A 17343-nucleotide genomic window follows, 5' to 3' on the forward strand; every position below is an offset into this window, starting at 1 on the left:
CTACCATTTCCTTTCTTTGCGCCAGGCGGCCTGCCAGAAGGCGCGGGCCTGGACGATCTGGAGGAAGACGTCGAAGACCATTTCGACGACGATCGTGGCGGCGAGGGCCATCTGGAACTTGCCTCGCTGCCGGACGGTCACGACGCGCTCCACCATGAAGATCACCGTGACCGCGGCCCAGATGGGGCTGATCGTGATGCCGCCCAGCCAGATCGCCGAGTAGACGAGCGAGGACAGGTAGGCAGTGATCACCAGGATGCCGATCAGGGAGAGCAGCTGCCGTCCCCAGTAGGGGCGGGTGATCGGCGTCCAGCCGTAGTCGACGAGGTTCTCCAGGGCGCCGCGCTTCCAGCGGAGGCGCTGCTGGGCCAGTTCGCGCCAGGTCGGCATCACCTCGGTGGTGAGCGTGCATTCGGGCGGGCAGAGGATGCGGAAGCCGAGGTGGAGGATGGCCAGGGTGAGCTCGTTGTCCTCCGTCAGGACCCGGACGTCGTAGACGTGGGGCAGACCGGGGAGGCGCTTTGAGCGGCGGGCCGCGACCACTTCCTGGAGGGTCGTGGCGCGGAAGATGGTGGCGGTGCCGCCGCCCGGCTTGCCGGTGAACGTCCCGCCGACGGCCGCGTAGCGCCCGTCCGCCAGGTAGTCGATGCCGTGCCGGATGAAGCCGGGGTCGAGGGCCGAGTCGGCGTCCATCACCATGATCGCGTCTTCCGGGCCCAGGATCGGCAGCAGCCGGTCGAGGACCTGGTTCAGCGCCCCGGCCTTCTTGTGCTCGTTGCCCCGCGTCCCGACGATCTCCACGCCGCAGAGCTGCGCGAACGCGGCGGTGGCGTCGGTGCAGTTGTCGGCGATGACGACGATGTGGTCCGGAGGACGCTCCTGGCGGCGCAGCGAGGCGATCGTCTCGGTGATCTGCTTGGCCTCGTTGTGCGCCGGGATCAGGACCGTCACGCGCATCGCGTCCGCGGGGATGCGCGGCAGGTTCCGCTTGCCGTCCCGCCCTTTGGGGAGTGGCTCGGCGGCGGGCGCCGGCCGGGGCCGGGGAGGGGCATGCCGGACGGGCGGCATGGCGCGTCGGGGTGGGGTGGCGTGCCTGGGACGTGCCGGCGGCGCGATCAAGTGAGCCGCGTGGTCGGGCAGGGTTTCTGCCGGGGACGGGGCGTGTCCTGTCCGGTGCGCGCTGACCGGTCGCCCGGCTCCGGGGTAGGCCACGCGGTGGTGTCCGGCGCGGACGGCCCGGTCGGGGATGGTCACCGTGCATTCGGAGCCGGCGAACGCGGCGGGGTCGAACGTCGCGGGCATGTCAGCGTCCCCCCTCGGACCGCACCAGGTGACCGAAGGCGATGACGTTGTCGGTGTAGTGGCCGCTGCCGCGGTCGAACCGCCCGCCGCAGGTGATCAGGCGGATCGCCGCGTAGCCGGGGTCGCCGTAGACGCGCTGCGTGGGGAACCGGTCCTTGCCGACGCGTTCGACCGAGTCGATCCGGAACACCGCCGTGCGCCCGTCGGCGCGGAGGACGCGGGCCTGGTCGCCGGGACGCAGTTCGCCGAGCCGGTAGAACACGGCGGGCCCGCGGGTCGTGTCCACGTGCCCGATGACCACTGCCGCGCCGCGGCTGCCGGGGGCGGCGCCGAGCCGGTACCAGCCGGCTTCCTGGGCGCGGCTCAGCGGCGGGGTCTCGACGGTCTGGTCGGGGTTCTTGGCCAGCTTCATCAGCGGCGTCCGGACGTCGATCCGCGGCACCTCCAGGCGGACCGGCGCCGAGCGGGGGAGCGCCGGAGCCGCGGAGGGCGTCGCACGGCCGGACGCGGTGGACGCGGCGGGCGCGGGCATCGGCGGTGCGGCTGTGGCCGGATGCCCCTGGAACGCCTGGAACGCGAGGAGCGTCGCGACGGCGACCCCCGAGAGTCCGGCGGCGGCGGCCGCGAGGGCGCGCGAGCGCCGCGCACGACGTTCCACAGACGGCCCCCCATTCGCCGCTCGACCGGTGGTGCATCCGCCGCGAACGGCAGCGGACGGACGGCACGGTAACGCGTTGACGAGGGCTTTTGCGTCATCAGAGAGGTAACGGCCAGATGGGCGACATGTGGTGGATGAGGCGGGAGAGGACGTCTCCGCCGGCCCGCTGGATCCCTCGCCGGGCAGGTCCAACACGCTCCGTCATGGACCAAATTTCCTGGCCCATGCTGCGACCAGACGCCTCTGACCTGCAGATATGCGCTCTTGGGCCATGGTCTGCCGCGGCGGCGGCCCGTGGGAGGGCGAGGGCCGGCAGTCCGGTCGGAGCCGGGTGTGGATACAAAGATCGCTGACCGGAAGCGGTCATAATGATCAGCCCGAAACGGCGCTGGATCTGGACGGAGTATCCGCTTTTCCGCCTCTGATCAGCTATCTAGCGCCCCAACGTCCGTCCGAACAGAGGGCGCGAGACCGTCCGCTCTCGTTGTTCGGATGTCCAAAATTCGGCATCGGACGACCGGCCCTTCAGAGGACCATCGTGACGGACGGTGATCAGCGGCCGGTGTGTCAGGCGGCGCGAGCATCCCGGCGAGGCCCGTGCCGCCACCGTTCACACCCGTCCGTGCCTGAGCCGGGGCGCCTGCCGGGTCGTGCCCTGGGACGCGGTGGCTCACAGGGGTATTTGACCTTGACGTTGCGTCAACGTTTGTAATGAGCGCATGCGGATCGGCGAACTCGCCGCGCTGGTCGGGGTGTCGACCCGGACCGTGCGGCACTACCACCATCTGGGGCTGCTGCCCGAGCCGGAGCGGCGCGCGAACGGGTATCGGGAGTACCGGCTCCGGGACGCGGTGGTGCTCGCGCGGGTGCGGAGGCTGACGGAGCTGGGCCTCTCCCTGGACGAGGTCAAAGACGTCCTGGCCGACGAGCAGGGGCGCGAGCTGCGCGAGGTGCTCGCCGAGCTGGACGCCGACCTGGCCCGCCAGCAGAAGGCGATCGAGGCCAGGCGGGCGCGGCTGGCGGAGCTGCTCGCCGAGGCGGAGCTGCACCCGGATTCGGCCGTGTCGCCGCACATGGCGGAGGTCTTGCGGGGGCTGCCGCGCGGGTCGCGGTTCGCCGAGTTCGATCAGGAGCTGCTCGCGCTGGTCGACACCGCCGCCGGGCCCGCCGAGCGGGCGAGGTTCGCCGAGATGCTGCGTCCGCTGGCCGAGCCGGAGGCGCGCGGGAGGAGCGCCGAGATCTACGCCCGGCTGGACGAGATCGCGGACGCGCCGCCGGACGATCCGCGGGTCGCCGCGCTCGCCGAAGAGCTCGCCGACCACCTGCCGGAGGAACTCGCGGCCCTCATGGTCGAGCAGAACGCGGACGCCGGATGGATGCAGGAGATGTCCCCAGCGCAGCGTGAGGTCTTCCGACTGCTGTTGAGCATCGTGCGGGAGCGGACGTGCTGAGGGCGGCGAGGGCCGTCCTGTACCTGATAGCGCCGGCGGACCTGGTCGTCTTCGTGTTGCTCGCGTCGGGTGCGGTGTTGCCGCGTCCGCTGGTCGTCGCGGCGGAGGCCGCGGTTCTCGCAGGGCTTCTCGTGAATCTCGCGGCCGCAACCCAGTTGGTCATCGCCGCGCGGCGCGGCGGCGCGGGCCGGTGGGCGGCGTTCCGCAGCGTTGAGAAGCTGCTGCCCGAACGGGTGCGCCGGCTCGTGGGGTTCGACACGAAGGGACTCGTCAGCCTCGGGCTGCTCGCCGCGCGGAAGCGGCACGGGGTGCCGGCGGGCGCCGTGGCGGTGACGTATTCGGGCGCGCAACTGACGCTGCAGTTGTCGTTCCTGTTCGCAATGGTCGTGGAGGCCGGCGTCGTGGAGATGCTCCTCCGGGGCATCGGCGCGCCCGAGGGGCTTCGCATGGTGATCCTCGTCGTCGACGTGTACTCCATTCTGATCGTCCTGGCGATCATCGCTGCGTGCGTGACCAGGCCGCACGTGCTGTCGGACGAGGAGCTCCGCATCCGGTACGGGGCCTTCTTCGACCTCCGCGTGCCGCGCGACCGGATCTCCTCGATACGGGTGGCGCCCAACTTCAACGGGAAGGGCATGGTCAGGATCGAGGACGGCCGGCTGTCGGTGGCCGTGGCGTCCCAGACCAACGTCGTCGTGGAGCTGGACGAGCCGGTCACGGTCGTCCGCCCGCTGGGCAAGCGGGCCGAAGCGCGGACGCTCCGCTTCTTCGCCGACGATCCGCATCTCCTCGTCCCGCGGGGAGCGCGCTCGCGGGCTTGAGGCGCGCCCTGGTGCGAATCGCCCGACCTTGTGCGGATTCGTCGGTCAGACCTGCGGCCGGCGTCCGATACAGCAGTCCGGCGGGGCGCCGGGACGGGGAGTGCGGGATTGGTCTACCGGTGCCGACCTGGCCGTTCACCGGGTAGACCTGCAACTGTGCAGGTGAGTTATGTGAGCGAGCCGACGCCGGGACGGGAGAACGAGGACTTCGTGGCGGCCGGCCCCGGCTGGGTCGTGCTGCTGGACGGGGCGACGGCGCCGCCGGGGGTGGACAGCGGGTGCCGGCACGACCCGGCGTGGCTGGTGCGCAGGCTCGGCGGCCGGATCGCGGCGCTGCTCGCGCTGGAGGACGGCAAGCCGCTGCCCGACCTGGTCGCCGAGGCGATCAAGGTGACGGGGGAGGCGCACACCGCGACCTGCGACCTGCGGAACCCCGACAGCCCGTCCGCGACGGTGTCGCTGCTGCGGCGCCGCGGCGCGGCCGTCGAGTGGTACGTCCTCGCCGACTCCCCGATCGTGGTGGACGTCGGCGAGATCCGGGTCTTCCGGGACGACCGGGTCGACCACCTGCCCAGCTACACCCTCGAAGGCGTCCGCAGGTCGCGGAACAGCCCCGGCGGGTTCTGGGTGGCGAGCACGAAGCCGGAGGCCGCGTACGAGGGGCTGACCGGGGAGGTCCCGGTCGACGGCCTGAAGCGGGCGGCGGTGCTGAGCGACGGCGCGTCCCGGCTCGTGGAGCGGTTCGGCCACCTGGGGTGGGACGAGCTGCTCCGGCTCCTCGACGAGGAAGGCCCGAGGGAGCTCGTCCGGCGGACCAGGGCCGCCGAGGCGGCCGGCACCGGGCCGCGGGGCAAGCAGTACGACGACGCCACCGCGGTCTTCGTCCGGTTCTGAGGGCGGGGCCTCAGCGCGCCGCCGGCCTGATGTGCGGCCACCAGCCGGCGAGGTCCTCCGGCAGGTGCGCGCCCTCGACGCGCATCGTCGCCGGCATCAGCGGGAAGCGCCGCCCGGCCGGGAACGTCCGCTGGTAGGCGGGCGGGTCGATGACGACGACGCGGGTGCCGTTCACCACCGGGATGTCGGCCGGCACACCCTCGTTCCATATCCACTCGCCGTGCGCGTCGACCAGGTTCCACGGGCTGGACACGACCGGCGGCCCGGGCGGGGTCTCGGCGTCGAGGAAGCAGGCGAGGATCTCCGGCGCCGGTCGCTCCCCGGGCAGCCCGCCCGGACGCCCGATGAGGGCCCCGCCGAGCAGCACGTGCAGCTGGAAGTTGTCGCCGATGCCGCTGATCGCGACCGTCCAGCCCTTGCCGCTCGCGCGGTCGAGGACGAGGAGGCGTTCGCCGTTCAGGACGCGCAGCAGCGCCTGGTAGTGCTCCATCTGCCCGAGGTGGCGGGCGGCCTGCCCGGCGGCGCGGGCGCGGAGGTCCCGGTCGTCCAGCGAGGCCCGGAGGAGCGGCGCCATCTGCAGCACCGTGCAGCCGGCGAGCGCGTACTTCGGCAGCGCGAACCATGCCATCATCGCGGCCGCCGCGCCGTCCCCGAGGCCGGGTGCGACGGTGTCGAAGACCCGCTGGGACGGCTGGTCCTCCATGTCGGGCGGCGGCTTGCCGCCGGTCGCCTCCTCCCACGCGTTCGCGAACGCCAGCGCGGCGGCGGTGACCTCGCCGGTCCGCTGGACGACGGCCCGGCCGACCGGCGCGGGATCGGCGCCGCGCTCGATCCAGGCGCCGGAGATGACGGCGAGGAAGCCGCCGAGGTTCGGCGGCGCCTCCGCGATGCCCTCGGCGAGGCGCGGCAGCGCGGCGTCCATCTCGGCCGGGCCGGCCGTCTGGGACGCCCGCATGAGCCGGGGGAGGAGGTCGCTGAACGCCCGGTCCTCGGCGATCGCGGCACGGACGGTGTCGTCGACGACATGCTGGAGCGGCATGGTCGATCACCCTGGCACAGCGGTACGACACTCGCACACCCGCGGAACCCGCCCCCATCTTGGAATGTGATTCTAGAATGAATGCCATGGAGCCACAGGATTTCGCCGACGTGCTCAAGGCCGTCCGCAGCTTCGTCCGCGAGCAGGTCGTCCCCCGCGAGGACGAGATCGAGGAGACCGACGCGATCCCGGAGGCGCTCCGCCGCACGTCCCGGGACATGGGCCTGTTCGGGTACGCGCTGCCCGAGCAGTACGGCGGCCTCGGCCTGTCGCTGAGCGAGGAGGTGCGGCTCGTCTTCGAGCTCGGCTACGCCAGCCCCGCGTTCCGCTCCATGTTCGGCACCAGCAACGGCATCGCCGGGCAGGTCCTGGTGAACTCCGGGACGGACGCGCAGAAGGACGCCTGGCTGCCGAGGCTCGCGTCCGGCGACGTCATCGGCGCGTTCGCGCTCACCGAGGCCGAGGCCGGCTCCGACCCCAGCACGCTGACCACGACCGCCGCGCGCGACGGCGACGACTACGTCATCAACGGGGCGAAGCGGTTCATCACCAACGCGCCGGAGGCGGACGTCTTCATGGTGTTCGCCAGGACGGGCGGCTCCGGCTCCCGCGGCATCTCCACGTTCCTCGTAGAGAAGGGTGCGGACGGCCTGAGCGTCGGCCCGCCCGACCAGAAGATGGGCCAGCGCGGAGCCCACACGGCCGAGGTCTTCTTCAACAACGTGCGCGTCCCCGCCGACGCCATGGTCGGCCCAGAGGGGACGGGCTTCCGCACCGCCATGGCATCGCTCGCCCACGGCAGGCTCAGCATCGCGGCCGTCTGCGTGGGTCTCGCCCAAAGAATCCTGGACGAGACCGTGGCCTACGCCAAGGAACGCACCCAGGGCGGCAGGACGATCGGCGAATACCAGCTCGTCCAAGGGCTCATCGCCGACTCCCAGACCGAGCTGTACGCCGGACGCTCGATGGTGCTGGAGGCCGCCCGCGCCTACGACGCCGGCGAGGACACCAAGCAGGGGCCGTCCTGCGCCAAGTACTTCTGCTCCGAAATGGTCGGGCGTGTCGCCGACCGCGCCGTCCAGGTCTACGGCGGCATGGGCTACATGCGCGGCGTCGCCGTCGAGCGCTTCTACCGCGACGTCCGGCTGTTCCGCATCTACGAGGGGACGAGCCAGATCCAGCAGCTCGTGATCGCCCGCAACCTGCTGCGCTGACCAGCGCGGACGCCGGCGCCTCAATCCGGTTCGCAACACCCGCCGAGGCCGTGTATGGTTTCACTGCGCGAACGACGCAAGCCCCTTTAGCTCAGTCGGCAGAGCGTCTCCATGGTAAGGAGAAGGTCTACGGTTCGATTCCGTAAAGGGGCTCACGGCATCCCGGCCGCCATCCGGCACCATCGGACGGCGGCCTTCGTCGTCCTCCGGGGCGGCCCGCGCCCCGGACCCGGATCGCGTTGATTCGCTCCGTACAGGGCGCTGTGGTACCGTCCCACCGGTTCCAGCAGGACGTTTCGCAGCTCACCGGCACACCCGGTAACCTGAGAGGCGGTCACGCGGAACCCGCGAAGCCGAATCCCGATCTCGATCCGGGTTTTCGCGTTTCCAGGGTTCGGTGAGCATCCGGTATCCTGCAAACCGGTCACACCGACCATCACGGCGGGGTAGCTCAGTCAGGCAGAGCAAGCGGCTCATAATCGCTGTGTCGCCGGTTCAAGTCCGGCCCTCGCTACTACCCAGGTCTCTCACCCCCGTCCCCGGGGGTGAGCAGGCTGGGTCGAACCACCGGCCGCCCGACTCGGGCGGCCGTGGTCCGAAGGATCCATGTCCCTTACCCAGAAAGGCACTCCATCGTGGCTGCCACTGACGTCCGGCCGAAGATCACGCTGGCCTGCCAGGAGTGCAAGCACCGCAACTACATCACGCGGAAGAACCGGCGCAACGACCCGGACCGCCTTGAGATCAAGAAGTACTGCCCCAACTGCCGGACGCACCGTCCGCACCGGGAGACCCGCTAGCCGAGGCCCCGGACGGTGGAAGCGCTGCGCCTCCCGCCGTCCGCACCGGAGCATCCGAGGCGCCGCGAAGCCGGCGAAACAGCGACTTCTTGGCACGCTTGCCCTGACGACGTTCAGCCCGCCCACGCCACCGAGACCCGGCGAGGGCGGGCTGAACGTCGTTCTGTTACCGTCCGAGCGAAGACGGAACAGGCGTGCTCAGGCGGGCGCCCGGGCGACGCGGCCCCGTTCGACCTGGAGAGGGACGGATTGCATGGCACTCAACCGTGATTTCATCGGGCGGAGCTTCCCGCCCAGCGAGCCGTACGAGGTCAGCCGGGTGAAGATCCGCGAGTTCGCGGACGCGATCGGCGACCCCAACCCGATCTACCGGGACCAGGAGGCGGCGAAGGCGGCCGGGTACCCCGACGTCATCGCGCCGCCCACCTTCCCGATCGTGGTGTCCCTCGGGAACGCCGGCCTCGCCGACCCCGAGCTCGGGCTGAACTACGCGATGGTCGTGCACGGCGAGCAGCGCTTCGAGTACACCCGCCCGCTCCGCGCCGGCGACGTCGTGACCTGCACCGCGACGATCACCGAGATCAAGTCGATCGGCAGCAACGAGAAGATGGTCGTCGAGACCGACGTGAAGACCGTCGAGGGCGAGCTGGTCTGCAAGTCCTACAACACGATCGTGGAGCGGGGGGCCTGATGACCGCCAACGTGAAGTACGCCGACGTCGAGGTCGGCACCGAGATCCCCGCGCAGACCTACAAGATCGACCGGGCGAACCTCGTCATGTACGCGGGCGCGTCCGGCGACTTCAACCCGATCCACTGGCGCGAGTCGTTCGCGAAGGCCGTCGGCCTCCCGGACGTGATCGCGCACGGCATGTACACGATGGCGCAGGGCGGCCGGTTCGTCACCGACTGGGCCGGCGACCCGGGCGCCGTCGTCGACTACGGGGTACGGTTCTCCTCTCCGGTCGTCGTCCCCGACGAGGGCGGCGCGACGCTGGAGATCAGCGGCAAGGTGGAGGAGAAGCTCGACGACAACAAGGTCGTCGTGGCGCTCACCGCCAGGTCGAACGACCAGAAGGTCCTCACCCGCGCCAAGGCGGTCGTCAAGCTCGCCTGACGAGCCGTGCCGCACCGGCCGGGGCCGCCCCGGCCGGTGCGGAGGCCGGGGGCACGTACGGGAGGGAAACACGACGTGGCGGTGTTCGCCGAAGACGTGAACCTGGCGGGATACACCACGCTGCGGCTGGGCGGCCCCGCCCGCCGCTTCGTCGAGGCGACGACCGAGGCGGAGCTGGTCGCCGCGGTCCGCGGGGCCGACGAGGAGGGCGAGCCCGTCCTCGTGCTCGGCGGCGGCAGCAACCTGGTCGTCTCCGACGACGGGTTCCCCGGCACCGTCGTGCACGTCGGCACCCGCGGCACCGAGCGCACCGCCGCCGAGGGCGGCCGTATCCTCGTCCGCGTCCAGGCCGGCGAGGACTGGGACCAGTTCGTCGCCCGCTGCGTCTCCGACGGCCTCGCCGGCGTCGAGTGCCTGTCCGGCATCCCCGGCCGCGTCGGCGCGACCCCGATCCAGAACGTCGGCGCCTACGGGCAGGACGTCAGCGAGACGATCGTCGAGGTCCGCGCCTACGACCGCGAGGCGGGCGCCGTCGTCGCCCTCGACCGCGACGCCTGCGGCTTCACGTACCGGAACAGCGTCTTCAAGGGCAACGACCGCTACGTCGTCCTCGACGTGACGTACGCGCTCCACGAGGCCGAGGAGTCGCAGCCCATCGCCTACGCCGAACTGGCGCGCAAGCTCGGCGTCGAGCAGGGCGACCGCGTCACCCTCAAGGAGGCCCGCGACGCCGTCCTCGAACTGCGGCGCGGCAAGGGCATGGTGCTGGACCCGGCCGACCCCGACACCCGCAGCGCCGGATCGTTCTTCACCAACCCCATCCTCGACCCCGCGCGGCTCGCCGAACTCGAACGCCGCGTCGCCGAACGCCTCGGCCCGGACGCGGCGTTCCCCCGCTACCCGGAGAGCGGCGGCCGGGTCAAGACGTCCGCCGCCTGGCTCATCGACCGCGCAGGCTTCTCCAAAGGCCACGCCCTCGGCCCCGCCCGCATCTCCACCAAGCACACGCTCGCCCTCACCAACCCGGGCGGCTGCACCACCGCCGACCTCCTCGCCCTGGCCCGCGAAGTCCGCGCCGGCGTCCACGACGCCTTCGGCGTGACCCTCGTCAACGAACCCGTCATGGTCGGCGTCACCCTCTAGGACGGCGCGGCCGCCGGATTCTTTCGGCGCATCCAGCCCGCCGAGGGGCATCGCCGCCCGGCGGAGCGGGAACCATGGGGGCAGGGGTCCTTGCCACCCGCGAGGCGCGTCGCGGAAGGGCCCGGACTGGAGTACGACCGTGGCCCTACCCGCCCCCCTTCCCCCGCCCCGGCGGGCACTCGGCGCCCGGCCCCAGTTGAGCGACGAGGCCGCCGCCCGCATCCGCGAGCTGATCCTGGACGGCCGGCTCCGGCCCGGCGACTACCTGCGGCTGGAACGGCTGGCCGTGCGGTTCGGCATCAGCGTCACACCCGTCCGGGAGGCGCTGAAGTCGCTGCGCAGCGAGGGCTTCGTCGTGCTGGAGCCGCGCCGCGGGTTCGTCGTCGCGCCGCTCTCCGAACGCGACGTCCGCGACCTGTTCTGGGTGCAGGCGGGCATCGCCGCCGAACTGACCGCCCGCGCCGCGCCCCGCATCGGCGCCGCCGCCCTCCGCGAGCTGGACGGCCTCCAGCGCGCGCTGGAACGTGCCATGGCCGCGCGCCGCCCCGACCTGATGGAGGAGTACGACCACCTCTTCCACCGGGAGATCAACCTGGCCGCCGACTCCCCGAAGCTCGCCTGGTCGCTCGCGACGGCCGCCCGGTACGTCCCGCGCGGGCTGTACCGGAGGCTGGACGACTGGCCCGGCCTCGCCGTCCGCGACCACGCGCGGATCCTCGCGGCGCTCCGGGACGGGGACGGGCGGACGGCCGGCGCCGAGATGCGCGGCCACATCGTGCGCACCGGGGAACTGCTGACCGCGCACCTCGAACGCCGCGGCCTGTGGCGCCCGCCGGACCACTAACTTGGACGGCATGAGCCCGAGGATGAGCGCCGCGGAACGCCGCGAGCTCGCGGTGCGGGCCGCGATGGCCGAGTTCGCCCACGGCGGCTACGACGGCACGTCCACCTGGACGATCGCCCGGCGGATCGGCGTCTCCCAGCCCTACATGTTCCGGCTCTTCCCGTCCAAGCACGACCTGTTCCTCGCCGCCGCCGAACGCTGCTTCGACGACATCGAGGACGTCCTGCGGAAGGCCGCCGGCGGGTTGCGCGGCGGCGAGGCGATGGCCGCGATGACCGAGGCGTGCGCCCGCCTGCCGAGCGACGCGCCCACGCTGCCGCGCCTCCAGCTCAAGATCTACGCGATCGCCGTGCGGGACGAGGACGTCCGCAGGCTCGGCGGCGCCCGCTGGGCCCGGCTGTGGCGCGTCGTCAGCGACCTCTCCGGCGAACCGCCCGAGGAGGTCGCCCGGTTCCTCGCCGCCGGCCTGCTCGCGAACGTCCAGGCCGCCTTCGGCGCCCCCACCGGACCCGACCTGCCCCGCGCGGCGGCGCTCTGGGCGGAGAACCTGCGCGGCGCGGAGACCGCCGCCGACCGCCCCGCCGGACCGGACCGCTAGCCGCCGGCTAGCCCGCGAGCCACGCGTCGACCCCCGCCAGGAGGCGCTTGCGGACGTCGTCGGGGGCGGCCGACGCCCTGATCGACTGCCGGGCCAGCTCCGCCAGCTCGGCGTCGGAGAACCCGTGCTCGGTGCGGGCCAGCTCGTACTGGCGGGCCAGCCGCGACCCGAACAGCAGCGGGTCGTCCGCGCCCAGCGCGATCGACGCGCCCGCCTCGAACAGCCGCCGCACCGGGACGTCCGACGCCGTCGCCGCCACCCCGAGGCCCACGTTCGACGCCGGGCACACCTCCAGCGCCACGCCCCGGTCGATGATCGCCTCCAGCAGCCGCGGGTCCTCCACGGCGCGGACGCCGTGCCCGATCCGGTCGGCGCCCAGCGTCTCCAGGCACTCCCGGACGCTCGCCGGGCCGAGCAGCTCGCCGCCGTGCGGGTCCGACAGCAGCCCGCCGCGCTTGGCGATCCGGAACGCGCCCTCGAAGTCGTAGGCGCGGCCGCGCCGCTCGTCGTTGGACAGCCCGAACCCGACCACGCCCCGGCCGGCGTACCGGACGGCGAGGCGCGCGAGCGTCTTGGCGTCCAGCGGATGCCGGGTCCGGTTCGCCGCGATCACCACGCCGATGCCGACGCCGGACGCCTCCGACGCCTCCCGCGCCGCGTCCAGCACCAGCTCCACGGTCGGGGTCAGCCCGCCGAACTTCGACGCGTAGCCGCTCGGATCGACCTGGATCTCCAGCCAGCCCGACCCCTCCGCCGCCTCGTCCTCCGCGGTCTCGTGCAGCAGCCGGCGCAGGTCGCCGGGCGTCTGCAGCACCGAGCGCGCGATGTCGTACAGGCGCTGGAACCGGAACCAGCCCCGCTCGTCGGTCGCGTGCAGCTTGGGCGGCCAGTCCTCGACGAGGGCGTCCGGCAGGTGGACGCCGTGCTCGCCGGCCAGCTCCACCATCGTGGAGTGCCGCATCGACCCGGTGAAGTGCAGATGCAGGTGCGCCTTCGGGAGCAGGGCCACGTCCCGGCGGACGGAGCCGCGCGCGGCTGCGGGCTCGCGGTCGTCCGGCGGGGAGCAGCGCTGGGCCGGACGGGCTGAAACGGTACTGGCCTCCATGACCCAATGCTGCCGGATCGGCGGCCCGGCCGAATCCTCGTACGCGAAGGATCACCACACCGGACTACCTCGCATGACACGCGGTGGCCATCCGCCCCATGGCACCTCGGAAAAAAACTTCGGAACCGCGTGCAACCCCCTCCGGGCACCGTGCGTATACGAGGGGCGCCAGAGAGATACGGGCCATCCCCGCAGACGACCCCCGCAGAGAGGGAACACCATGATCACGCTGAAGGCCGCCTTGATCGCCGCGTCCGCCGTCGGGACCGTCGCCGTCGGCGGCGGCGCGACCTGGGCGATGACCGGCACCCACCACGAGGCGGGCCTCCAGTCGAACGGCGCCAAGGTCCCCGCCGCCGCGCGCCAGGACCCGGCCCCGGCGCCCAAGACGCTCCCGACGTGCCTCCCGGCCAAGGGCGACCTGCCCGGGACCGGCCTGCCCGAGGCGAAGCTGCCGGAGGCGAAGCTCCCCGAGACCGGCGCGAAGAAGCAGGTCGAGGGGCAGCTCAAGCAGAACCCCGTCACCAAGGACCTGCCCGAGACCGGCATCCCCGCCCAGGACCTCCCGAAGGCCGGCCTGCCCAAGACCGGCGTGCCCAAGACCGACGTGCCCGCGAACCTCAAGGGCAAGGTCCCGGCGGACCTGCCGGCCTGCGCGCCGTCCCCGGACCTGAAGAAGAGCGCACCGGCGGCCGCGCCGTCCGCGCGCGTCCCCGCCAAGCCGGGCCTGCCCGCCGTGCCGGAGCTCGACTGCAGCAAGCTGCGGCCCGCGGTCAAGGTCGGCGGCGCGGTCGAGAAGGCCGTCATGCTGCCGAAGGGCCTGCGCTACGCGTCCACCGTCCCCGGCTCCGCCGACCTGCGCAAGCGCGAAGTCTGCGCCGTCGTCCAGAAGTGGACCGGCAAGGCCGGCCGGTGGCTCACCGTCGAAACGCTGAAGACGCCCTCCGGCATGACGCAGAATCAGCTCCGGCAGGCCCTGCGGCTGCCCGAGGGCGGCACCCCGGTGACCGTGGCGGGCGCCGCCGGCTGGCAGGCCCCGAACGGGGGCGGCGTGCTGCTGTTCGACCCGAACGGCTACTCGCTGCTCGTCAACGGCAGCCCCGTCCTCGCCGGCGGGCTGCAGGACGTGGCCACCGCGCTGCGGCAGGCGCGCTGACGGCGCGGGCGGGCGGCTCCGGCGCGGGGGCCGCCCGCCCTCGGCAGCAAACGAACCGGAACCGCACCAGCCGGGACGGAGCACAGTGGGGCGTCGAGACGACGAGTCGTTCGTGGAGTTCGTGGCGGCACGCGGCGATGCCCTGCTGCGCACCGCGTCGCTGATGTGCGGGGCCCGGCAGGACGCCGAGGACATCCTGCAGACCGCGCTGGAGAAGGCCTACCGGCACTGGGGGCGGCTGGAGGCGGGCAGCGACCCGGAACCCTACGTCCGCCGCATCCTGGTCAACCTCGTGATCAGCCGGGCCCGCCGCTGGAAGGTGCTCCGGGAGATCCACATGGCGCGGCTCCCGGAGACGCCGTCCGCGTCGCCGAACCACGCCGTCGAGCTGCGCGGGACGCTCATGGACGAGCTGCGCAGGCTCGGCCCGCGGCAGCGCGCGGTCCTGGTCCTGCGCTTCTGGGAGGACCTCTCGGAGGCGGAGACGGCGCAGGCGCTCGGCTGCTCGGTCGGCACGGTCAAGAGCCAGGCGTCCCGGGGGCTCGCCAGGCTCCGGGAGCGCCTCGACACGAACCTGGCGCCACTGGGGAGATGAGCGATGGACCTGGAGAGCGAACTGCGCAAGGCCATGGCCGAGCGCGTGGCCGGGACGTCCGCGCCGCCGTCGCTCGTCGCCGACGTCAAGCGGCGGCACCGGCGCCGGAAGGCCCGGCTGCACGCCGCCGCGGGCGCGGCCGCCGCATCCGTCGCCGCGCTCGCCCTCGTGCCCGCCTACCAGTCGTTCCGGGCCACACCGGTCGGGAACTCCGCGACGGCGCGCCCCACCGCGTCCGTCCCGGCGTCCCGGCCGCCGGAGCGACCTCCCGCCGCGGGCCTCCCCGCGTCCCCGCCGTCCAAGGGGAGGCCCGGGGCGGGAGCCCCCTCGGAGCCGGCGGCGCACCCGTCGTCCGGCGCCGGGACGGAACCGAGCGGCCCCGGCGCGGCCGGCGCCGCCGGCGCGCTGCCGGACTGGATCACCTACATCCCGGGCGGCCTCACCGCCACCGGTCCGTGCCGCGTGGCCCGCGACCCCGGACGCGAGACGACGACGTGCGCCTGGCGCGGCGACACCGGATGGGTGGAGATCGCCCTGGTCAAGGGCGGCGGGCTGACCGGCCCGCGCGATCTCATGCGGACACCGGGCGTTCCCGGCCACACTTCCGTGCGGGGGATCCCCGCGCTGACCGGCGACCGGCCGGACTCGGCGCGCCAGATCTCGTGGCTGGCGCGGCCCGGGGTCGGCGTCACCGTGACCGCGAAGGGATCGGCCAAGGACCGGATCATGCGCATCGCCGAAGGAGTGCGCCCCTGAGACCCCGCCCCGGCGGGACGTTCCACGGCGGAAGAGGGGCCGCTGCGGACCGTCCCTCCGGGGCACTCCGGGACGGGGCCGGGCATGCCCCGTCCATAGAGAACCGGCCCCGGGCAGTGTGCGGCCCGGGGCCGGTTCTCATGCGCGTTTCATGCGCGCGGACGTTCCAGCGCGCGGACGGTCAGCTCGCCTCGGACAGCAGCTTCGCGACCCGCGAGACGCCCTCGGCGAGGTCGTCGTCGCCCAGCGCGTACGACATGCGGAAGTAGCCGGGCGTGCCGAACGCCTCACCCGGCACCAGCGCGACCTCCGCCTCGTCCAGGATCAGCGACGCCAGCTCCACCGACGTCTCCGGGCGCTTGCCGCGCAGCTCCTTGCCCAGCAGCGCCTTCACCGACGGGTAGGCGTAGAACGCGCCCTCCGGCTCGGGGCACACGACCCCGGGGATCTCGTTCAGCATCTTCACGATCGTCCGGCGGCGCCGGTCGAACGCCTTGCGCATCTCCGCCACCGCCGACAGGTCGCCGGACACCGCGGCGAGCGCGGCGGCCTGCGACACGTTCGCCACGTTGGACGTCGCGTGCGACTGGAGGTTCTGCGCGGCCTTCACCACGTCCGCCGGGCCGATCAGCCAGCCCACCCGCCAGCCCGTCATCGCGTACGTCTTCGCGACGCCGTTCAGGACGAGCGTCCGGTCGGCCAGCTCGGGCACCACGACCGGCATCGAGTGGAACTCGGCGTCCCCGTACACGAGGTGCTCGTAGATCTCGTCGGTGACGACCCAGAGGCCGTGCTCGTCGGCCCAGCGCCCGATGGCCTCGATCTCGTCGCGCGAGTACACGGCGCCGGTCGGGTTGGACGGCGACACGAACAGCAGCACCTTCGTCCGGCCGGTGCGGGCCGCCTCCAGCTGCTCGACGCTCACCTTGTAGCCGGTGGTCTCGTCGGCGACGACGTCGACGGGGACGCCGCCCGCCAGCTTGATCGACTCGGGGTAGGTCGTCCAGTACGGGGTCGGGACGAGCACCTCGTCGCCCGGGTCGAGCAGCGCCGCGAACGCCTCGTACACCGCCTGCTTGCCCCCGTTGGTCACCAGGACCTGGTTCGCCTCCACCGAGTAGCCCGAGTCGCGCCGGGTCTTCTCCGCGATGGCGGCGCGCAGCTCCGGCAGCCCGCCCGCCGGCGTGTACTTGTGGAAACGCGGCACCCTGCAGGCGGCGACCGCCGCCTCGACGATGTAGTCCGGAGTCGGGAAGTCGGGCTCGCCCGCGCCGAACCCGATGACCGGGCGGCCCGCCGCCTTCAGCGCCTTGGCCTTGGCGTCGACGGCCAGCGTGGCGGACTCGGATATCGCGGCGATGCGCTTGGAGATGCGAGGACGGTCAGTGCTCATGCCCCCATCGTTCCAGATCACCGTTCACGACCCGAGCGATATAACCGCGGCCGAGCGGAGCCCGTCCAGGTAGACGGGGTGGGCGGGGGCCGCAGGACGGCCCGCCGGATCGGCTTCGCCGCCGCACCGTGGACGATCCGTGGGTATCGGTTCGACGCGGGGCCGTCGGCCACGTAGACTCACCCTCCAAGTGACGCGTCACCGGTATACGAGCCTGTCCGCACGCGGGCATGCAGCGCGAGGCCGTAAGCTGGGACCCGGCACCGTCCCGGCCCCGTGGCCGGGTGTTCTCCTTAGCCGGAGAATGAAGGGCAGTGGCTCAATTGGTAGAGCTCCGGTCTCCAAAACCGGCGGTTGGGGGTTCGAGTCCCTCCTGCCCTGCGAGGTGCGGTGCGCGCACCCGTGCCGGTCGCGTCACGGCGGGCGCCGCGGCGGGCCGCGGCACGGGCCGCGCGGCA

General features: G+C 72.8%; 18 protein-coding genes and 3 tRNA genes. 16 read left to right on the plus strand and 5 right to left on the minus strand.

The genetic code is table 11. The features are described from left to right. Both ABTW95_RS11190 and ABTW95_RS11195 read right to left on the minus strand, forming a co-directional pair. Complete coding sequence (locus ABTW95_RS11190; RefSeq protein WP_500226205.1) at positions 1–951, minus strand: glycosyltransferase family 2 protein; 951 nt, start codon at positions 949–951, stop codon at positions 1–3. Positions 952–1303: 352 nt separating this feature from the next. Continuing rightward, entirely contained in the window at positions 1304–1960 is a 657-nt protein-coding gene (locus ABTW95_RS11195; protein WP_500226206.1) for a class F sortase, read from the minus strand. Positions 1961–2679: 719 nt separating this feature from the next. On the opposite strand from ABTW95_RS11195, the gene ABTW95_RS11200 reads away from it, so the two are divergent. From ABTW95_RS11200 to ABTW95_RS11210, 3 genes are all read left to right on the plus strand, one after another. Next, a complete protein-coding gene (locus ABTW95_RS11200; protein WP_396448364.1) occupies positions 2680–3411 on the plus strand; it encodes a MerR family transcriptional regulator in 732 nt (243 codons plus the stop codon). Beyond that, the gene (locus ABTW95_RS11205) at positions 3405–4232 is read left to right on the plus strand and encodes a hypothetical protein (RefSeq protein ID WP_500226207.1); all 828 of its coding nucleotides are present in this window, start codon (positions 3405–3407) and stop codon (positions 4230–4232) included. The genes ABTW95_RS11200 and ABTW95_RS11205 overlap by 7 nt, the downstream gene beginning before the upstream one ends. Positions 4233–4403: 171 nt before the next feature. Next, positions 4404–5126, plus strand: coding sequence for a hypothetical protein (locus ABTW95_RS11210; RefSeq protein WP_396448366.1), 723 nt, complete (start codon positions 4404–4406; stop codon positions 5124–5126). 10 nt (positions 5127–5136) lie between these two features. Here ABTW95_RS11210 and ABTW95_RS11215 read toward each other — a convergent pair whose 3' ends face one another. Then, positions 5137–6165, minus strand: a complete 1029-nt coding sequence (locus tag ABTW95_RS11215; protein ID WP_500226208.1) for a hypothetical protein — start codon at positions 6163–6165, stop codon at positions 5137–5139. An 86-nt stretch (positions 6166–6251) separates the two neighbouring features. Between ABTW95_RS11215 and ABTW95_RS11220 the strand changes: the two genes are divergently transcribed. The 9 genes from ABTW95_RS11220 (at position 6252) to ABTW95_RS11260 (ending at position 11880) form a co-directional block, all read left to right on the plus strand. Further along, complete coding sequence (locus ABTW95_RS11220; protein WP_500226209.1) at positions 6252–7379, plus strand: acyl-CoA dehydrogenase family protein; 1128 nt, start codon at positions 6252–6254, stop codon at positions 7377–7379. 80 nt (positions 7380–7459) lie between these two features. Next, positions 7460–7532, plus strand: a tRNA-Thr gene (locus ABTW95_RS11225). Positions 7533–7819: 287 nt separating this feature from the next. Then, positions 7820–7893 (plus strand) — tRNA-Met (locus ABTW95_RS11230). Between the two features lie 121 nt (positions 7894–8014). Next, entirely contained in the window at positions 8015–8179 is a 165-nt protein-coding gene (gene rpmG, locus ABTW95_RS11235; protein WP_026404241.1) for a 50S ribosomal protein L33, read from the plus strand. Between the two features lie 253 nt (positions 8180–8432). Continuing rightward, positions 8433–8870 carry a MaoC family dehydratase N-terminal domain-containing protein gene (locus ABTW95_RS11240; RefSeq protein ID WP_396448370.1) on the plus strand — a complete coding sequence of 146 codons (438 nt, stop codon included), beginning with the start codon at positions 8433–8435 and terminating at the stop codon, positions 8868–8870. After that, entirely contained in the window at positions 8870–9295 is a 426-nt protein-coding gene (locus tag ABTW95_RS11245; protein WP_396448371.1) for a MaoC family dehydratase, read from the plus strand. Before ABTW95_RS11240 ends, ABTW95_RS11245 begins: the two co-directional genes overlap by 1 nt. A 75-nt stretch (positions 9296–9370) precedes the next feature. Continuing rightward, complete coding sequence (locus tag ABTW95_RS11250) at positions 9371–10438, plus strand: UDP-N-acetylmuramate dehydrogenase (protein ID WP_500226210.1); 1068 nt, start codon at positions 9371–9373, stop codon at positions 10436–10438. Between the two features lie 139 nt (positions 10439–10577). Next, positions 10578–11282, plus strand: a complete 705-nt coding sequence (locus ABTW95_RS11255; protein ID WP_500226211.1) for a GntR family transcriptional regulator — start codon at positions 10578–10580, stop codon at positions 11280–11282. Between the two features lie 10 nt (positions 11283–11292). Continuing rightward, on the plus strand, positions 11293–11880 hold the full coding sequence (locus ABTW95_RS11260) for a TetR/AcrR family transcriptional regulator (RefSeq protein ID WP_500226212.1): 588 nt from the start codon (positions 11293–11295) through the stop codon (positions 11878–11880). Between the two features lie 7 nt (positions 11881–11887). On the opposite strand, the gene ABTW95_RS11265 is transcribed toward ABTW95_RS11260, so the two are convergent. Continuing rightward, on the minus strand, positions 11888–12985 hold the full coding sequence (locus ABTW95_RS11265; RefSeq protein ID WP_396448376.1) for an adenosine deaminase: 1098 nt from the start codon (positions 12983–12985) through the stop codon (positions 11888–11890). A gap of 220 nt (positions 12986–13205) precedes the next feature. Between ABTW95_RS11265 and ABTW95_RS11270 the strand changes: the two genes are divergently transcribed. The 3 genes from ABTW95_RS11270 to ABTW95_RS11280 all read left to right on the plus strand — a co-directional run bounded on the left by ABTW95_RS11270 (position 13206) and on the right by ABTW95_RS11280 (position 15492). After that, on the plus strand, positions 13206–14141 hold the full coding sequence (locus ABTW95_RS11270) for a hypothetical protein (RefSeq protein ID WP_500226213.1): 936 nt from the start codon (positions 13206–13208) through the stop codon (positions 14139–14141). An 85-nt stretch (positions 14142–14226) separates the two neighbouring features. Further along, positions 14227–14736, plus strand: a complete 510-nt coding sequence (locus tag ABTW95_RS11275; RefSeq protein ID WP_396448378.1) for a SigE family RNA polymerase sigma factor — start codon at positions 14227–14229, stop codon at positions 14734–14736. A gap of 3 nt (positions 14737–14739) precedes the next feature. Next, on the plus strand, positions 14740–15492 hold the full coding sequence (locus tag ABTW95_RS11280; protein ID WP_500226214.1) for a hypothetical protein: 753 nt from the start codon (positions 14740–14742) through the stop codon (positions 15490–15492). 181 nt (positions 15493–15673) lie between these two features. Here the strand turns inward: ABTW95_RS11280 and ABTW95_RS11285 are convergent, their stop codons facing one another. Further along, positions 15674–16885 (minus strand): pyridoxal phosphate-dependent aminotransferase, encoded by a 1212-nt coding sequence (locus ABTW95_RS11285; RefSeq protein ID WP_396448380.1) that lies wholly within the window; start codon positions 16883–16885, stop codon positions 15674–15676. Positions 16886–17193: 308 nt separating this feature from the next. On the opposite strand from ABTW95_RS11285, the gene ABTW95_RS11290 reads away from it, so the two are divergent. Beyond that, a tRNA-Trp gene (locus ABTW95_RS11290) sits at positions 17194–17266 on the plus strand. The last annotated feature ends 77 nt before the right edge of the window (positions 17267–17343 follow it).

It is taken from the genome of Spirillospora sp. NPDC127506 (genome assembly GCF_040302145.1).
Lineage (GTDB): Bacteria > Actinomycetota > Actinomycetes > Streptosporangiales > Streptosporangiaceae > Spirillospora.

Excerpts from the sequence above, each read along its gene's own strand:
- ABTW95_RS11200 (WP_396448364.1), top strand. The coding sequence starts at position 2,680 with ATGCGGATCGGCGAACTCGCCGCGCTGGTCGGGGTGTCGACCCGGACC.
- ABTW95_RS11215 (WP_500226208.1), bottom strand. The coding sequence starts at position 6,165 with ATGCCGCTCCAGCATGTCGTCGACGACACCGTCCGTGCCGCGATCGCC.
- ABTW95_RS11220 (WP_500226209.1), top strand. The coding sequence starts at position 6,252 with ATGGAGCCACAGGATTTCGCCGACGTGCTCAAGGCCGTCCGCAGCTTC.
- ABTW95_RS11240 (WP_396448370.1), top strand. The coding sequence starts at position 8,433 with ATGGCACTCAACCGTGATTTCATCGGGCGGAGCTTCCCGCCCAGCGAG.
- ABTW95_RS11245 (WP_396448371.1), top strand. The coding sequence starts at position 8,870 with ATGACCGCCAACGTGAAGTACGCCGACGTCGAGGTCGGCACCGAGATC.
- ABTW95_RS11260 (WP_500226212.1), top strand. The coding sequence starts at position 11,293 with ATGAGCCCGAGGATGAGCGCCGCGGAACGCCGCGAGCTCGCGGTGCGG.
- ABTW95_RS11265 (WP_396448376.1), bottom strand. The coding sequence starts at position 12,985 with ATGGAGGCCAGTACCGTTTCAGCCCGTCCGGCCCAGCGCTGCTCCCCG.
- ABTW95_RS11270 (WP_500226213.1), top strand. The coding sequence starts at position 13,206 with ATGATCACGCTGAAGGCCGCCTTGATCGCCGCGTCCGCCGTCGGGACC.
- ABTW95_RS11280 (WP_500226214.1), top strand. The coding sequence starts at position 14,740 with ATGGACCTGGAGAGCGAACTGCGCAAGGCCATGGCCGAGCGCGTGGCC.
- ABTW95_RS11285 (WP_396448380.1), bottom strand. The coding sequence starts at position 16,885 with ATGAGCACTGACCGTCCTCGCATCTCCAAGCGCATCGCCGCGATATCC.